This window comes from Spirosoma gilvum (genome assembly GCF_054776815.1).
This window is the reverse complement of sequence record NZ_BAAHBH010000003.1, coordinates 682985-698764: the sequence shown is the minus strand read 5'-3', so window position 1 is coordinate 698764 and position 15780 is coordinate 682985. Positions and strand designations below refer to the sequence as shown.

The following is a 15780-nucleotide window of genomic DNA, read 5'->3' as shown; positions in this document are numbered from 1 at the left end:
TACAACAAAATACAAGTATACTTTTTGCGAATATGTTACAATGATTTTAACTTTTGTTTCTGCCGGATTTCGCCATTCGCTACTCAATACCAATCCTGTTATGTCATTCTAAAACTTACCTCTGTACCTCAAACCGATACCCTACGCCATGCACAGCAACAATGCGAACCGCTGGATCGTCCTGGAGCAGTTTTCGTAAGCGAGATACAAATACATCGACGCTCCGGCCTACAAAAACCCCTTCATCTTGCCAAACCGATTTAAGAATCAACTCCCGTTCAATCACCTGATTCGTATGATCAATAAAAAACCGAAGTAACTTGGCTTCACGATAGGTCAACTGGTGATGATTAGCTCCCGAAAGCAGCGAAAGCGTTTTGCTATTGAAACTAGACGACCCGAAGAGCATTGACGCATCCGGCTCCTGACTTGTAGTTGGTATCTCGATAGACTGATCGGCTGGTGTCCACTTTCGCCAGACCACATACCCTAATCCGGTCAGGCCAATGCCTATAGCCAGTACCCACCAGGCAATTATGGGCTGCGAAACCTCTTCTTGCCCAGTATTGAAGGTAACCTGTAGCGTGTAGCAACCTGCTTTCTGTTTTCGTCCGCCACAAGGAACCTCACCCGTTCCGATCAGATCGTTGACATTGTAGCCTAATTGCAGTTCTCCATGAGCGCAGTCCAGCACCGCAACATCGTAATTCTCCTGAATGGAATGAACTGCAAAGGACTCCTTTATTAGTTGGGGAAGCTTGTTATAATCAAATGCGTGGTTCAACTGGATCATAAACGTCTGCGCATCCCGCTGTTGAACAGGTAAAATTCGGGATGTATCATCGCCCGCTTTTTGTAGCAAATGGTGCGCTGTTCGGCGGAGCGCCAGATTAACTTTTCGGGCAAAATGCGACTTCTCAGTTGCCGTAGCGGATGGTGTCAGTCCGGCAAACAGTATAATTAGAACCCCCGAAAGCATTAAGGCTATCGTTGTAAATAGCCGAACCGACTTACGCATTCGTGTACATGTTAAATGGAGTATACAGGTTACGGCAGGCTGACGTATCATAACTTTTGCGTCAGCCCACCATAACCTGTATACTGTAAATTTACATTAACATCCTGGCGAAAACCAACGGAAAAGCCAATTAACTCCCTGTAATCGAATAACTCGTCGGGCTGGTTTATCCATTGGCCGAACCGGGTCAATTACCAAATCGTCTCCTGGACTGGCTAGATCCATCACAGTAGCAATATCGTGTACCTGTCGCCCCTGATCCGACTCCTCTTTGTGAATAAGCGTTCCATTCCGATACAGGTACATACGGAACGGGATTTTGACGGCTTCTTCCGACGTTGGGTCGCCCAAAACCAAAGCCAGGTGGCCTCGGCTATGAATAGAAAATACGGTCAAATCCAATGGCTTTCCATTCAGGATAAGCGGATTGGTATAAAAATCCGGCTTCTCTTCCGCTACCGACACACGAACAGTTGCTGGCATTATCTTCCAGGACGTAAGCCCAACCAGACATACTATAACCAATAAGAATCTGTAAGTATTCATTGTAAAAAAGCTGAATGGTTAACGGACAAGAATTTCATTATGCGGCAGTGCGTACTGATTATCGACGGTAAGCAGTACGATATGGTCACCTTTCCGGCATTTGGCCAATACGTTTTGGATGTTCACTCGTTTGACTTCCCCTTTCGAATACCTTGTCAATGTCTGGCTATTCTTATCACGTATCGCCACGATAAAAGGGATCGGCTCAACCGCTTTACTTTCCGTAGGCGACAGATCAACGGTATTGACAGTCAGCTTACCCGTTGCTGTAGCTGAAACACTACACTTCCCCTTGGGTGTGTATTGATCCACAATCATTTTATTTCCGAGAAAAGCCGCCGAACAGTTGTTGAAAGCTTGTTGCCCGAAGCTAAAGGTTGAAACAGTGCAAACCAGTAATGCGATAACTAGCGTGTTTTTCATAGCAGTTAATTTTTATCCGTACCGAAGCAAATGTAGAGCCACTCCCCAGACACTGTGATAAAGCCTTGTAAAAGCTTGTAAACGAATTGTAAAACTTGAGCTTTTCTCAAAAAGAAGTGCATCCTACATTTTCTACCTCTAGACAAGCACCTGAAAGTCAGACCTTAAAAACAAAAAACTGTCCATTTACGCTATACACGCAGATGGACAGTTTTTATGAATTGCTCAGGCGCTTTTTACTTCTGAGCGACAGGCTTTACATAAAGTTGCGGCTTGGGTGTAATGCACAAGGTCAGCCAGGTACGACGAGCCAGCCGGAAGAAGTAAGGCGTCAACAAAACCAGCGATGGTAGCATGACCATCAGGTAATAATCCAGATCAACCTGAAAGCCCTGAACGAAAATGAAGAAGGTCAGTAAAATATAGATGGTATAAAACGCATAACTGACAAACATCGACGTCCAGTAGAAACCTGGTTCGGGCATAAAGTTTTCACCACAATGTGGACAGTGGTCATGCATTTTATCAAAGTTTTTGCTGAATGCACTCTTCGTCACAAAGAAATCGCCCTGATGGCAACGTGGGCATTTATTAAAGGCAATGCTGTAGAATCGGCTGTTGGCAAACATAGTTCTGGAGCAAAAAGCAGTCAACTTATCGCTGCTTAGTAGCTGTTGCTCAGGCAGTTTTTATGTTACAAAAGTAGCGCCTAACCCAGTCTGCCACTAATACAAACCAAGCAACGTATGGTACAAATCAACGATCAACCAAAAGCGACTGTCTAAACTCAGCGGGCGTTTGGCTTGCATGCTTCTTGAAAAATCGAACGAAATAAGACGGATCATCAAAACCCAGTTGAAAACCAATCTCCTTGACCGACTGGGTCGTATGCGTAAGCAATCGCTGGGCTTCAATCACCAAGCGCTCATGCAGTAATTGGCTGGCCGTTTTACCAACTACTTTCTTACAGATGTGATTCAGGTAGTTAGGGGTCAGGTTCATCTGATCGGCATACGTACTTACCTCCCGATGCGTCAGAAACTGGTTTTCGATGAGGTCCTCGTACGTTCGGATTCGATCATACAAATATGTATCCCCTCCGATCCATTGCTGATTATACAACCGGTTGGCCGTCTCGAGCAAAATATGCAGATACGACAAAAAAACCTCCGCCCGGTTCGTCCGTTTATTCTCGTATTCATCATACGCATTGGCTACTAACTGGCTAATCAACGGTTGTTGCTCGGTTATCTCTAACAAGGGTTGATGCTGATGTGAGTGATAAAACGGATACTGATGCAGTCGATTCCCAAACCGCCCCCGGAAGAAGTTGGCATCGAAAAACAGATTATACCCCTGAATATCGGCCGAAAGCTCCCAGCTATGCACCTGACCTGGTGTAAGAAAGTAAAGTTGATGGGCTTTAACGGGATACGTCCGAAAATCGATGGTGTGTGTACCACTTCCTTTTGTAATCCACATCAGCAGATAAAAGGTATGCGAATGAGGCTTGTCGATCCCCTTAACCTCCTTCACCAGCTTTTCCAGCCGCGCCATATAAAAGAGCGTTTCCGGCTCATGAGCCGGAAACGACTGGAGCTTATAAACGGGGACCGATGCGGACATAGTCTGTTTTTGAGCGCATAATAACGTAAATAAACGGGAGCCCCAAATTGATTAATGTTCCATACGATCAGGTGTGGGAGCGATTAATGACTGTGTGGGCCTTTAAGCCATAGACTGGCAAATTCCTGAGCGAAATCTTCCAGTTTCACCTTTCCCAACGTTGGTTTGTGGCGGTTATAGTCCTCTAGTAAAGCCCCGCTGTGTAGAGTGGTACCTAATTCCACAAAGTTTGTGATAACGTGGGCAGGCATACCTCCTTTTTCCATACCGTCCTTCATTTGCTCAGTAGTTAGCATAAGCCACTGTAAATCTGGTTTCCCAATGGCCGCTCCTACTACTTGAGCGATCTCGCTGGCCGTGCGCTCATCGCTGGCTACGTAGCGGACGGTTTTACCCGTAGCTGGTTTCACTAACTCCTCCGCAGCTACAGCCGCAATATCAATTGGCGAAACCAAGGCTATCAGGTCATCACCAGCATAATTTGCCCCCATAAAACCGGCTCCTTTAATCATATCGGCAAAACCAAATAGATTGTAGTAGAAGTAACCTGCCCGCAGATGCGTAATGGCGACCTCAGACAGTTCGTTCAAAATTTTTTCGGCATGATGAGCGCCAAGAATGTAGCCCGTGTCTTTGTCCAGGTGCGCTCCGTAACTACTCAGATTTACGACTCGTTTTATGCCTGTTTGAGAAATTGCCTGAGCGTAGTTGTTACTGATTCGGCGATAGTATGCCACCTGATCTATCTCGGCAAAATTGGGAGGTACCATAGTAAATACAGCGTCGGCGCCCGCAAAGGTAGTTATCAGAAAATCAGTATTTTCCAGTGAACCAATGGCAGCCTTTGCCCCCAGCGCTTCAATAGCTTCCCGCTTTTCGGGATTGCTGCTAATAACCGTGACAGAATGACCTTTCTGAACTAACTCTTCAGTGAGTGGTTTGCCGATATGCCCTAACGAGCCGGTGATTATAGTATTCATAACGATTTCGCTTTTGTTTGTCAGGCAAAAGTCGATACGTCAGTGTTGGCTTTTGTAGCCGAATCTATGGTTGTTGTAGTCGTTTCAGTAGTGTAGTCAATTGAATGACTGACGAAATTCCAGGGGTGAGAGGGCTGTTTTGCTCTTGAATAATTTACTGAACGACTGTGAATGTTCGAACCCTAATGCAAAGGCTATTTCACTGACCGACAAATCGGTTGTTGACAATTTCTCTTTCGCTTTTTCGATCAGTTTATCGTGAATGTGCTGCTGGGTGCTTTGCCCGGTCAATACGTTTAGCAGGGCACTCAAATAATTGGGCGATACGTTCAAGGATTCGGAAATAAACTGGACAGTAGGTAGTCCGTTTGTAATCAACGCATCGCTATTGAAGTAGTCTGTTAGCAGGCTTTCCAACCGATCCAGAATTTGATGATTCGTGATTTTTCGGGTAATGAATTGCCGATGGTAAAACCGGTCGGCATAGGTCAGTAGTAGCTCCAGCTGAGCGATGATAACGCTTTGGCTAAATTGATCAATGGGTGAATGATATTCCTGCTGAATTCCCTGCATAATACCGGTAATGGCCGTCTCTTCTTTCTCGGAAAGAAATAGCGCTTCATTGACGGAGTAGTCAAAATACACATACTGTTTGATCGTTTTGGCCAGGGGTGTATTCCATAAAAAGTCGGGATGCACGAGTAACATCCAGCCCGATTGCTGCACGGGTAAATCGTTATCGACCTCAATTCGAAATACCTGACCAGGCGCCACAAAGAACATAATGCCTTCGTTGAAATCGTATTCCTGCTGACCATACTTCATCCGGACATTGGGATTCCGCTTTAGGGCAATGGAATAAAAATCTTTTACCAGGCTGATGTCGCTGGCGTGTGCCTGCCGAATGGTTGATAAATTGACTACACTAACGAGCGGATGCTCTGGTTTCGGCCAGCCCCTATTCTGATGAAATTCCGCAATGGTTTTAAATCGACGTGGTTGTGTATTCGCCATAGTGATATGCCGTTTTGTCGGCTACGCAAAGGTCCGTATTTCGGGATTCTGAGTTGTAGCCGAATCTAAGGTTGTTGTAGTCATTTCTTAAAGTCAAACGAATGCACAACTTCCCGAAAGCTTCGAGTCGGCGGTCTGCCGCTGCGGGCGCGTAGACTTTCGGGAAGTTATCTATATCTATCATTTTGACGCAATCGGCACTTTCGCAAACCGACCCCAGGCTACAAATGCGGTCATCAAACCAAAAACGATATTAACGCCAGTCACCGATGCTTCGCCCCTTACAATATGGAAAATACCGGCACACAGCATTTGGATGATTATGCCAACAGCGGCTATAGGCGTGAGCTTTGGCTGAATGCGTAGCAGCGAAGGTAGTACTAAGCCAATCGCCCCTAACAGATCAATGATTCCGGTCGCTTTTACCAGCGCTGTCGGAATCTGACCTGTCCAGGGCCACATAGCCGATAATTGATTGATCGGTTGAGCTAGTTTCATCCAGGCCGCCCAGATAAAAGTGATCGCTAAACCAGTTTGGGTTATCCAAAGAGCTATATGAATAACTCGCGAAGGCTTTTGTTGATATACCATTCTACAGAGATTTTGTATGAATGGAACAAAAGTATTTTCCGTTGCCTTCTGCAAGAAAGTACTATCCCTATCGGCTGATACTAGCCAACAGGGTAGTATCGCCAAACAAAACCTGGGAAAAGAACATGTTAACTGGAGAGGGTTGCCCTAAATCGATGCTGTCGATCAACGATGCGTTAGAAGCTGTGGAAGGAAAATGGAAGCTATTGATTTTGTTTGCCTTGTCGTCCGGTCCCAAACGGTTTAAGCAACTGGCTAAAGAGGTGGCTGGAATCACAGATAAAACCCTGTCGAAGGAGTTGAAAAGTTTAGAGGAGAATAAACTGATCATCCGTAAGGTATACGATACATTCCCGCCAACAGTCGAATATTCTATAACGACACACGGCATGTCGCTCGAAAAAGTGGTCGACGAGCTGCATGACTGGGGCTTAACGCATCGCAAAGAAATTATCGGTAAATAACGATCCTCTTCGTGCTGACAGCCCTTTGCCTTCCCTGAAAACAAGCCTACTCTTACCTTAGCCTTATACACATTTATTCGCTTGTCATAGCCAAAAGTGCAAAAGACTAACTATCTATTTTTCAATTAAATCAACCGTTTAATCAACTTTTTCTGCTACTTTTCGTTAACTACTTATACAGCCTTTCTACTGATCTGGCGGTTGGTTAGAAAGGCATTATCTTATGGGTAATTAAAAAATGCTGGCTCTATTTGGGGTCAGCGTTTTTGTTTATGCTGTTTCGGTAGCCGCCCTAAAAAAGTACAACAAGGGCCACTCATAATAAAAGAAGAAGCCAACTACTACATTTGTATAGGGATCCGTAAGATCAAGATGTGGTGGTTATTGATCAACGATAAGTAAATGAAAACCCCTTACCGAAAACCTAGGTAAGGGGTTTTTGACTACCAGGGGCTTGGTACGTATACTCTTACTTACCGTGATCACAAACTTAGTGTATCCATTGACGGTACAAATGATCAATTTCAGGCAAAACCCTGATAAAAATCATTGCAAACAATCCATTCTCAGTTTTGTAGACCTCTTTACCCTACAAAACTCACCCATTATCAATCCCGATAGCAGTTCAGTAAAACCTTTGGCGTGATACTGCCAATCTTTGTCCGCTTTGTCCGTCATCGAACAAGGCTTGTCCACTAGTGGACAGTAAGCCAGACTGGCACAAAAGTTAAACTTCTGATTATCAATAGCTATCCTCAATTGGCACAGGGTTTGAATTTAAGATGGCATACCAGTAAACAACATCTTAAACGCTAAACATAACACGACCATGTTACCATTCATGACCAACCTTGCCGCTTCTATCCTAATCAGTGCCTCTACGCTGCTCAATCCAACCACCCCTAAAACCCTTTCGTTTGATGCCAGTGCCTACGTAACGGTCAACCACGAAATTCGGGTAGCTGTCCAGAAATCGACCGATACGCCGGTGGTTCTCCTGCTGAAGAACAAGAACAACAAAGTACTCTATGAGCAAAACATTGGTCGCAAAGAAGCCAAATATGCCGTCAAGTTGAATGTAGAAGAACTGGCTGATGGGGAGTATGAGTTGGAGATCAAGTCGTCGGAGGGGAGCATCATCAAGCAGTTGAACCTATCCACTCAGCCGGTTCAAAAAACCAGTCGCACCATTGCCATGCAATAAGCGCAAAAAATTATAGACAAGCGTATAAAACCCGGCCTATGTCGGGTTTTATTGTTTTTATTCAATTTTGCTGATGATAATGTTTAAACGTTTCCTAATTAATCTAAAGCCGTACATTTTTTGTCATTCCGACCGAAGGGAGGAATCTCAAAGATATTCATTAGTCAAGCTTGAGATTCCTCCCTTCGGTCGGAATGACAAAAAATATACTCATTTCTAGCTTATTTTAAATTGTTTAAACAGCCTCGATATATAGGCACAATGCCGTAAAGACGCTCAATAATCGTATTCATTTCCTGACGATCTAATGACAATTCATATAGCTACCCTCAACGATCTAGACGAATGGCTGCAACTAGCATTGTCGCTCTGGCCCGACTCAGATGCTAATGAAATGAGAGAAGTTTTAAGGGACATCTATCACTCGTCCAAAGAAACCGGTTTTCTGGTTCGAGATCCCCAGGGAATAGCCATTGGCTTTATGAATTTATCCCTACGCTTCGACTATGTACCGGGTGCCACCCAAAACCCCGTTGCTTTTGTCGAAGGAATTTATGTACGGCCTGCGTATCAGCAGCATGGTATTGGACAAGCTCTTATTGAAAAAGCGGAACAATGGGCACGGGATCATGGCTGTATTGAACTGGCATCCGACGTTCTGCTCACAAATTCGGTTGGTGAGGCATTTCACAAAAAAGCCGGTTTTGAGGAAGTGGAGCGCGTTATTCAGTTTATCAAAACGTTATAACCCTTACCGATAAATGGATCAAAGGAATCGGAAAAGCCTACTATGGCTAATTTTATAAGAAACAGTAAACGGGCTATATGAACAAACAGGAATTAGCGCTTCGATTGGCGGCCATCCCTATTCCTCAAGACGCTTATTGCCTTCATGGAGGCCTACCACATGAAGCGTATTGTCTCAATCAAACCGACGACGGCTGGGAGGTATATTACAGTGAACGGGGCAGTAAAACTGGGCTAACCTTCTTCTCAACCGAAACCGATGCCTGTCAGTATCTGTATCATTTAGTGCGATCAGACCTTTTGCGATGAGCATAAGGCTAGCGCAGCAGACGCGTTCCTTTAAAAATACAATATCTTCAAATAATCCTTTTATATAAAAATATTCGAGTGAATTTTCTTAGAATAATCTTAATGATCAAACATACCGTTCATCGCTGCTTTTAGTAGCTTTAACCCCTTGTTTACGCAGTTAGTACCATTTCATTATCTTAATCCTGAGGTGATTCCCCATCTTTGTCTCAGTCATTCACAAACAACAACTACTAATGAAAACGAACTTAATGCATATTAACCGGCCCCCTCGCCCACGGGTTATTGAAGTGGGAGGCCCATTGGTTGGGCTCCGTGGCCGTAGCGTTTATCGGATGCGCGTCCGCTAAATCGTGCCTTTTCGTGTGGCAAGCTCCCTGTGGTATATGGGAGCTTTTTTTGTGCCCGCCGATGAGCCAGGCAATAGAGCTAGCTGCTTAATGCTCAGCACCTGAACAAAAGGTCGGCGCAAAAACAGATGATTAAAATGAATCGGGAGTTTGTCGGAAGCGAATTTGGGGAATGGTCACCGTTTCATACCAGTATGATCGTAACTGCTCGACATACCTTTTCCAGTCACCGTAGGTAAACGGTTTATTTGTAAATGCATTCGCTCCCCGCAGATAGGATTCCCGCGCTTTACTTTCCTGGATACTTGTCGAAAGCACAATAACCGGCACTAATTGACCGAACGGTTTTTCGCGCAGCAGTGATAAAAAATCGAAACCAGTTGAGTCGGTTTGGAGGTCAATGTCAAGCAAAACTAACCGAAATACTTCCTTATCTACATTGGCAAGACAAGTAACAGCCTCGGTAAAATTCCGGGCATGGACGATTATAGCTTCAGGAAAAACACGCTCTGCAACACGCGTTAAAATATCAGCTATTGCAACGTCGTCATCAACTAAAAGAATGGGGAATGAACCGGGCATAAACAGGCATATACAAGCAAAATTAATAAATTAAATAGTTTTACCAGAGTGTGTAGATAGAGCTAATGGCTATAAGCTGCCCTTTACCGAATCGACACAGATTGTTATGAGCTTCATCTGATTCGAACAGAACGGCTCAATCTGGGTCTGTTTACTGCGGTTCTTAATCGTTTTTTGCCCGTTCAATTTGTATGATTTTACTCAGCATACCCCTGGAATAGTCTGGTATTCATTAGCTTAGTCAATCATTGGCTAATCCATTACATAGATGCGCAAGAAAACTATACGTTACCCAAATCCCTGGCCATTTTTGCTGCTGATTTTCTTTGCTTTATTACTTATGAGTTCCAAAAAGTTATGGGATTATCGGGGCACTCACCGTGTAGTTTATCAATCCTCCTCAGTCCGTTCTTACTGATTTTCCTCATCGATCAACCAGTAGTTGGCGTAAGAAGAGTTGGCCCAAAAGCTCATCGGGGTGTTAGGGCAACAAGGGAAGCAATACTGTAAAATGATCCTCCTCTTCCCGAATCTCAATCTCGGATTGCGTAAGCATTCGGTACTTAGCCGAGATGTTGGCTAGTCCGACTCCATTACTGGCATTACGGACATTTTTACGCTGGAGATTGTTGCGTACACGTAAATGCCCGTTGGTGGTGTCAATTTCAATCAGCAAAGGACGGCTGGCTAAGACCACATTATGCTTTACGGCGTTTTCGACCAGCAATTGGAGGGTCAACGGAGGGAGCGAATGGCTGAGGTAATCTGGTGGTATTTCTGTTCGGATAGTAAGGCCATCGCCATGACGAGTTTGCAGCAAGTGAGCATACGATTCGATAAACGCCAGTTCGGTACTCAGAAAAACCAGTTCGCGTTCATTCGCCTGTAACAGATACCGGTACATACTCGATAGCTCATCCACAAACTGGCTGGCCTGCACCGGCGATTCTTCGATCAGGGCCGATAATGCATTCAGGGAGTTAAACAGAAAGTGTGGATTTACCTGACTTTTCAGCGAATTGAAGCGGGTTTGCCACTGAATTTTGATTAGCTCTTCTTTTTCCCGCTGGATGTGCCGCCACTGATCCACAATATACCAGCCTTCATAAATACTGAAATAAACGCCGTGGTAAAACAACTGAATCCCCAGCGAATTGAGGTAATCAACGGTGCCCAGCCACCAGGTTGGCCGCGAGCCCAGCAGAATATGTAAGCCATATCGGGAAAAAACAGCCGCATTAACCACCACGGGCGTGAGCAGTAACCACATCAGCAACCGTTGTTTGGTCCGTTCCAGGCCTGGCAATCGACTTTGTGTCTCGCGAATGACCCACCGATTCAACTGCCAGAACGCCCAGCCTGCGCCTAACCCAACCAGCGTCGACTGTATGAGTGCCGGTGTAGACGAAGTAAGCCAGAACGATGATCGGAAAAACAGGTTTCCGAACGCAAACAAACCAATCGGGCCCAGCCAGCGCAGGCGGGTGTCATTGATGGGCGTCATGATCGACTTCCCTCCTCAACAGTCCATTTCTGGTCAGCCAACTCGAATCGGGTCCATTCGCTCCCCAACGATTGGAAGAGTAATCGGGCCGCCATCAGCAAGCTTACAGGCCACGCAGACACAGGTAGTAAAGGGTTCATATTCGTAAATCGCACGGCAAACTAACGACTAATCTTCTCTCGGCCAAGTCAATACACAGATAAAATGCGAATGGCTTATTAAGCGTAACGTATTGGTTCTCTATCTATCAATCCGAAAGAAATCATACAATATACGAACAATCTTAGATATGATTTAACACTCACTCTTTATGCACCCATTTAATCGACTCTGGCGGGCAGTTTGCGAACTTTTACGACTTCAACCCCTACTCATGCTAACCCTTTCATTAATCAGAGAGTTACCATGCACACAACGTTTGAAAACTTTTATATACACCCAATGGAATACCTTGTCCTCCTGCTGTATGGACTGGCACTACTGCTCTTGTTTATCTACAATTGTGGTCAGCTAAGCCTAATTTTTATTTACCTGCGATCGGAGCGTAAACGTCGGCAAGCCCCGCTATTGAATAGACCTGTTCCAGAAGCTGAACTACCCAGAGTAACGGTTCAGTTGCCAGTCTACAATGAGTTGTACGTCGTAGAACGACTCCTGGATGCGGTGGCTCAATTACAGTATCCCCGGCATAAACTCGACATTCAGTTACTGGATGATTCGACGGACGAAACGGTTGACTTAGTCGCCCGGAAAGTGGCCGAACTAAAAAAGCAGGGACTAACAATTGAACAGATTCGTCGAACCGACCGAACGGGCTTCAAAGCGGGGGCGCTGGCCAACGGACTTATCGATGCACAAGGGGAATTTATTGCCATCTTCGACGCCGATTTTGTTCCTGATCCAGCCTTTCTGCTCAAAACTATCCCCCACTTTCAAGACCCGCAGGTAGGGATTGTACAAACCCGCTGGGAACACCTGAACGAAGAGTTTTCGCTCATGACTCAACTACAGGCTTTTGGGCTGAACGCGCACTTTACTGTCGAACAAAGTAGCCGTGATGCTGCTGGTTTATTGGCCAATTTCAACGGAACCGGGGGCGTATGGCGTAGGCAGGCCATCATTGACGCAGGCGGCTGGCAAAGCGATACCCTTACGGAAGACCTGGACTTGAGCTACCGGGCACAATTGAAAGGCTGGAAATTTGTCTATCGCGAAGACATTGGTTCACCCGCTGAACTGCCAGTCGCCATGAATGCCCTCAAATCGCAGCAATATCGCTGGATGAAAGGAGCCGCTGAATGCGCCCGAAAGCTAATCGGGCGAGTACTTCGTAGCCCGGATTTGTCCGTCTGGATCAAACTACACGCTTTATTTCACCTGTTCAGCAGTGCCACCTTCATTCTCGTACTGGTATTGAGCGTACTGAGTGTACCCCTGCTTTACATTCGCAGCCAGCATCCCGAGTGGGAAAATGTCTTTTTCATTATCGGCTTATTTCAGGTCAGTTTACTTATCCTGATTACGTTCTACGGTATTCCATTCTGGCTATTGAAACCAAGATCCAGAGTCCAGTTCATCTGGTATTTTCCGATGTATTCGTCGCTGATGATGGGCCTCTCCCTACACAATACCATTGCCGTCATCGAAGGATATCTGGGCCGAAAAACTCCGTTTGTCCGGACACCAAAGTTCAACGTTCGACAGGCTACCGATGGCTGGAAAACGAATAAGTATGTGAACCGTCAACTGAACTGGCTGACCCTGGCCGAAGGCGCCCTGACTATTTATTTTCTGACCGGTCTGGCGCTGGGTATCTATACCGACGATTTTCGCATGTTTTTCCTACATATGATGCTCGTCATGGGCTTTGGTATGGTCTTTTTGTATTCGCTGACCCAAACCAGCCGTCGATCTGAGTCTGTTCAGGCATAATCTGCCAGCCAATTATTACAAAGGAAACTGCTCGCTGAATTGTGGCGCGGCTGGTTCCGCGTTTGATAAACAGCCGCTTGTATCAGTCGTGCCACAGTATAAAAGTCACTCGCTACATAAGCTTAATGCCTGCTTCCTTAAACTGGCGAATCAATTGCTGCAACAATCGGCTTTTCATATCCGCTTCGTTATAAATACTTCGTATCCACACCCGAGTTGTCAGCTCAATGCTATCTCCCCCAACGGACGTGACCAGTATTTCGGGCGGGCGATCCGGGACGGCACCCTCCTGCTGCGTTACGGCTTTGGTAATAATGTCGTTAACGACCGTCAGATCGGTTTCCAGATTCACTTTCAGCGTAAATTCTGTTTTCAGATACGTCTCGCTCGATGTCCAGTTGACGAGTCGGTTCGAAAGCAAATCGCCATTGGGAATAATAACTTCTGAGCCCTGCACGGTTATCATCTTACTCGATCGAATACCAATGTCGCGTATTCGGCCTTTTTTATCCGCCAATTCAATGTAATCACCAATCTGAAAAGGTTTCTCGAAGATCAGAATGATGCCCGATACAAAGTTGCTGACGATGTTCTGCATACCCAGCCCAATGCCCACACTAAGTGCCCCAAGCACCACAGTCAGTTTATCGATCGATAGCCCCGACGCTGCAAAGGCCAGCAATACGCCGGCAATCACAATGACTAAACGGGTCAGGGCCAGCACCGAACTGATTCGATCGACCTGTCCATCTGTATTTGGCAATTGACTTTCGCCAAAGAAGAGACCTATGTTTTTTTGCAGCAAACTCGACAGGTAAATAATCAGTGCAAACGAGAGTACACTACTTAACGTGAAGGTGATGCTGCCAAACGTTCGTGGTCGGGTCAGGATGTGGCTGAAGAAGTTATAGATACTGTCGGCAACACCCAGGTTGATACAAAATACCAGTAGCCAGATGCCAACGGCCAATACGACCAGACCCTTTTTGAACAACCGTTGAGTATGATTGACATTGACCCGCGAAAAAAGTCCGCCCGATGAGGCACTAAGCTTGACCTGGAGTTCCAGCGCTTCCAGCACAACCTCAATAAAAACGCCCAGACCCGTAATCTGTACCAACCCAATGGTACCCGTGATCGTGAACAGCTTGGCTAAACTAATTCGACCAAAAATATTGAGCATAATAGCCAGTCCCTGTAGCACCAGATATAGTTTGACAACCGGGCGAATGATACGCTCACTAACGTCCTGATGGCTAAGTCGGCGGGAAAAGACGATGCCTATGTAAAAGAAGGCAGCATTTAGCAGAATTAGCCAAAGCCGCATGAACAGGGTATCGCCAATCAGCGGGTTGGTAACAATCAACATCACATAGAGACCAGCATTTAGTAGCCACATGCTCAGATCGTGTTTCGAAAAACGCTTCCACAGATGGATGGTCAGTACGACCAGCAACAAAAACTGCGTGATTTCGATGTAAACAGCAGGCGATTCGGGTTCAAAAAAGGGAGTAAGGTTGAGCAGTACAATCAGGGTGGCCACAATGGGTACTGCCATCAGATTATCGAACTGTACCGGCCCCATTTTCTGACGCATCAGGGGCGAATCGGCCTTTTTGTAATTGCTGAAAACCCAGGCAAAAAACAATCCGGTCAGCAGCAACAGCAGGAAACGATTGTCCCAGGTCGAAGCAAAAAAGTATTTGAGAATTTTATCCTGTCCCTGATAGCTCGATTTCAGAACCGTCTGACTATTTCCAATAGTAAACGTAGCTGGAGCGGCCCACAGATATGGTGACTCCTTCAGCAACGCATTTTCGTTCGACTGCTGCCACCGATCGCTAATAGAGGTCTGTAAATTACTGGCGGTCAGGTACGTTCCCGACACATCGGCCAGCAGACGACTTACCGTATCCAGTCGGGCAGTTGTACGGGTACCGGCCTCCTGAAGTTGCAATCGAATATCGGCCAATTGCCCCACATATAGCTTCTTTTCGGTCGAATCGTTGGCGGTTACAATTAATAGCGAGTCGCCACTCAGGTTCAGAACCTGATCGAGTCGGTTCTGTAAATCATTGTTCGATTTAGCAAGGGTTGTTCGCCAAACAGTCAATCGTTCCAGCGCATCGTTCAGAATCAGGCTATAATTGGCAAGATTCTTGGCATCAACGGTCTTTCGATGGCTTCGCAAATCGGCTGAAATGGGGGCGATATTGGCTTTGACATCAGCCAGCCCGGTACGTATGCGGGCAATCCCATACCCTTTTTTATCGGCCGCCCTGATCTCCGTAATGATCGACTGCGCCCGTTGAATTTTAAATAATAACGTATCAGGAATGGTTGGGGCTGACGCAGCCTCCTTGATCCGAGCCGTATCCTGCGCTGGTACGAACCCGATTCTGGTAATGAAAAGTAGACTTAGCAGGACAAGCCTGATCGACAGTTGGTTAAACATCATCATAACTACTAAAACTCACCGGTTACCGCTTC

The 15780-nt window shown here is 45.8% G+C and carries 17 protein-coding genes; 5 read left to right on the top strand and 12 right to left on the bottom strand.

Annotated features, from left to right (window positions below):
• Positions 1 to 115: 115 nt before the first annotated feature.
• From ACYVFD_RS11140 to ACYVFD_RS11105, 8 genes are all read right to left on the bottom strand, one after another.
• Positions 116 to 1018 (bottom strand): winged helix-turn-helix domain-containing protein, encoded by a 903-nt coding sequence (locus tag ACYVFD_RS11140; RefSeq protein ID WP_461090095.1) that lies wholly within the window; start codon positions 1016 to 1018, stop codon positions 116 to 118.
• A 96-nt stretch (positions 1019 to 1114) separates the two neighbouring features.
• On the bottom strand, positions 1115 to 1564 hold the full coding sequence (locus ACYVFD_RS11135) for a hypothetical protein (protein WP_461090094.1): 450 nt from the start codon (positions 1562 to 1564) through the stop codon (positions 1115 to 1117).
• Positions 1565 to 1582: 18 nt separating this feature from the next.
• On the bottom strand, positions 1583 to 1987 hold the full coding sequence (locus ACYVFD_RS11130; protein WP_461090093.1) for a hypothetical protein: 405 nt from the start codon (positions 1985 to 1987) through the stop codon (positions 1583 to 1585).
• A gap of 236 nt (positions 1988 to 2223) precedes the next feature.
• Positions 2224 to 2616: a DUF983 domain-containing protein gene (locus tag ACYVFD_RS11125; protein WP_461090092.1), complete on the bottom strand. Its 393-nt coding sequence runs from the start codon at positions 2614 to 2616 to the stop codon at positions 2224 to 2226.
• A 127-nt stretch (positions 2617 to 2743) separates the two neighbouring features.
• The gene (locus tag ACYVFD_RS11120; RefSeq protein ID WP_461090091.1) at positions 2744 to 3613 is read right to left on the bottom strand and encodes a helix-turn-helix domain-containing protein; all 870 of its coding nucleotides are present in this window, start codon (positions 3611 to 3613) and stop codon (positions 2744 to 2746) included.
• A gap of 83 nt (positions 3614 to 3696) precedes the next feature.
• Positions 3697 to 4593, bottom strand: coding sequence for an NAD(P)H-binding protein (locus ACYVFD_RS11115; protein WP_461090090.1), 897 nt, complete (start codon positions 4591 to 4593; stop codon positions 3697 to 3699).
• Between the two features lie 96 nt (positions 4594 to 4689).
• Positions 4690 to 5607 carry a helix-turn-helix domain-containing protein gene (locus tag ACYVFD_RS11110; RefSeq protein ID WP_461090089.1) on the bottom strand — a complete coding sequence of 306 codons (918 nt, stop codon included), beginning with the start codon at positions 5605 to 5607 and terminating at the stop codon, positions 4690 to 4692.
• Positions 5608 to 5787: 180 nt separating this feature from the next.
• Entirely contained in the window at positions 5788 to 6198 is a 411-nt protein-coding gene (locus ACYVFD_RS11105; RefSeq protein ID WP_461090088.1) for a DoxX family protein, read from the bottom strand.
• 125 nt (positions 6199 to 6323) lie between these two features.
• Between ACYVFD_RS11105 and ACYVFD_RS11100 the strand changes: the two genes are divergently transcribed.
• From ACYVFD_RS11100 to ACYVFD_RS11085, 4 genes are all read left to right on the top strand, one after another.
• Positions 6324 to 6662: a winged helix-turn-helix transcriptional regulator gene (locus ACYVFD_RS11100; RefSeq protein WP_461090087.1), complete on the top strand. Its 339-nt coding sequence runs from the start codon at positions 6324 to 6326 to the stop codon at positions 6660 to 6662.
• 829 nt (positions 6663 to 7491) lie between these two features.
• Positions 7492 to 7866, top strand: a complete 375-nt coding sequence (locus ACYVFD_RS11095) for a hypothetical protein (RefSeq protein WP_461090086.1) — start codon at positions 7492 to 7494, stop codon at positions 7864 to 7866.
• Between the two features lie 307 nt (positions 7867 to 8173).
• On the top strand, positions 8174 to 8614 hold the full coding sequence (gene aac(6'), locus ACYVFD_RS11090; RefSeq protein WP_461090085.1) for an aminoglycoside 6'-N-acetyltransferase: 441 nt from the start codon (positions 8174 to 8176) through the stop codon (positions 8612 to 8614).
• 77 nt (positions 8615 to 8691) lie between these two features.
• Complete coding sequence (locus ACYVFD_RS11085) at positions 8692 to 8922, top strand: hypothetical protein (protein ID WP_461090084.1); 231 nt, start codon at positions 8692 to 8694, stop codon at positions 8920 to 8922.
• 482 nt (positions 8923 to 9404) lie between these two features.
• Here ACYVFD_RS11085 and ACYVFD_RS11080 read toward each other — a convergent pair whose 3' ends face one another.
• The 3 genes from ACYVFD_RS11080 to ACYVFD_RS11070 all read right to left on the bottom strand — a co-directional run bounded on the left by ACYVFD_RS11080 (position 9405) and on the right by ACYVFD_RS11070 (position 11498).
• Positions 9405 to 9854 carry a response regulator gene (locus ACYVFD_RS11080; protein WP_461090082.1) on the bottom strand — a complete coding sequence of 150 codons (450 nt, stop codon included), beginning with the start codon at positions 9852 to 9854 and terminating at the stop codon, positions 9405 to 9407.
• A gap of 481 nt (positions 9855 to 10335) precedes the next feature.
• Positions 10336 to 11358 carry a sensor histidine kinase gene (locus ACYVFD_RS11075; RefSeq protein ID WP_461090081.1) on the bottom strand — a complete coding sequence of 341 codons (1023 nt, stop codon included), beginning with the start codon at positions 11356 to 11358 and terminating at the stop codon, positions 10336 to 10338.
• Positions 11355 to 11498 (bottom strand): hypothetical protein, encoded by a 144-nt coding sequence (locus ACYVFD_RS11070; RefSeq protein WP_461090080.1) that lies wholly within the window; start codon positions 11496 to 11498, stop codon positions 11355 to 11357. The genes ACYVFD_RS11075 and ACYVFD_RS11070 overlap by 4 nt, the downstream gene beginning before the upstream one ends.
• Before the next feature lie 301 nt (positions 11499 to 11799).
• Here ACYVFD_RS11070 and ACYVFD_RS11065 point away from each other — a divergent pair, with 301 nt between their 5' ends.
• On the top strand, positions 11800 to 13290 hold the full coding sequence (locus tag ACYVFD_RS11065; RefSeq protein WP_461090079.1) for a cellulose synthase family protein: 1491 nt from the start codon (positions 11800 to 11802) through the stop codon (positions 13288 to 13290).
• A gap of 112 nt (positions 13291 to 13402) precedes the next feature.
• Here ACYVFD_RS11065 and ACYVFD_RS11060 read toward each other — a convergent pair whose 3' ends face one another.
• A complete protein-coding gene (locus tag ACYVFD_RS11060; RefSeq protein WP_461090078.1) occupies positions 13403 to 15751 on the bottom strand; it encodes a mechanosensitive ion channel family protein in 2349 nt (782 codons plus the stop codon).
• Positions 15752 to 15780 lie beyond the last annotated feature (29 nt).

Bases quoted from the DNA above. Each gene is read 5' to 3' on its own strand.
- ACYVFD_RS11140 (WP_461090095.1), bottom strand. From the start codon at position 1,018: ATGCGTAAGTCGGTTCGGCTATTTACAACGATAGCCTTAATGCTTTCG.
- ACYVFD_RS11135 (WP_461090094.1), bottom strand. From the start codon at position 1,564: ATGAATACTTACAGATTCTTATTGGTTATAGTATGTCTGGTTGGGCTT.
- ACYVFD_RS11130 (WP_461090093.1), bottom strand. From the start codon at position 1,987: ATGAAAAACACGCTAGTTATCGCATTACTGGTTTGCACTGTTTCAACC.
- ACYVFD_RS11125 (WP_461090092.1), bottom strand. From the start codon at position 2,616: ATGTTTGCCAACAGCCGATTCTACAGCATTGCCTTTAATAAATGCCCA.
- ACYVFD_RS11120 (WP_461090091.1), bottom strand. From the start codon at position 3,613: ATGTCCGCATCGGTCCCCGTTTATAAGCTCCAGTCGTTTCCGGCTCAT.
- ACYVFD_RS11115 (WP_461090090.1), bottom strand. From the start codon at position 4,593: ATGAATACTATAATCACCGGCTCGTTAGGGCATATCGGCAAACCACTC.
- ACYVFD_RS11110 (WP_461090089.1), bottom strand. From the start codon at position 5,607: ATGGCGAATACACAACCACGTCGATTTAAAACCATTGCGGAATTTCAT.
- ACYVFD_RS11105 (WP_461090088.1), bottom strand. From the start codon at position 6,198: ATGGTATATCAACAAAAGCCTTCGCGAGTTATTCATATAGCTCTTTGG.
- ACYVFD_RS11100 (WP_461090087.1), top strand. From the start codon at position 6,324: ATGTTAACTGGAGAGGGTTGCCCTAAATCGATGCTGTCGATCAACGAT.
- ACYVFD_RS11095 (WP_461090086.1), top strand. From the start codon at position 7,492: ATGTTACCATTCATGACCAACCTTGCCGCTTCTATCCTAATCAGTGCC.
- ACYVFD_RS11085 (WP_461090084.1), top strand. From the start codon at position 8,692: ATGAACAAACAGGAATTAGCGCTTCGATTGGCGGCCATCCCTATTCCT.
- ACYVFD_RS11080 (WP_461090082.1), bottom strand. From the start codon at position 9,854: ATGCCCGGTTCATTCCCCATTCTTTTAGTTGATGACGACGTTGCAATA.
- ACYVFD_RS11075 (WP_461090081.1), bottom strand. From the start codon at position 11,358: ATGACGCCCATCAATGACACCCGCCTGCGCTGGCTGGGCCCGATTGGT.
- ACYVFD_RS11070 (WP_461090080.1), bottom strand. From the start codon at position 11,498: ATGAACCCTTTACTACCTGTGTCTGCGTGGCCTGTAAGCTTGCTGATG.
- ACYVFD_RS11065 (WP_461090079.1), top strand. From the start codon at position 11,800: ATGGAATACCTTGTCCTCCTGCTGTATGGACTGGCACTACTGCTCTTG.
- ACYVFD_RS11060 (WP_461090078.1), bottom strand. From the start codon at position 15,751: ATGATGATGTTTAACCAACTGTCGATCAGGCTTGTCCTGCTAAGTCTA.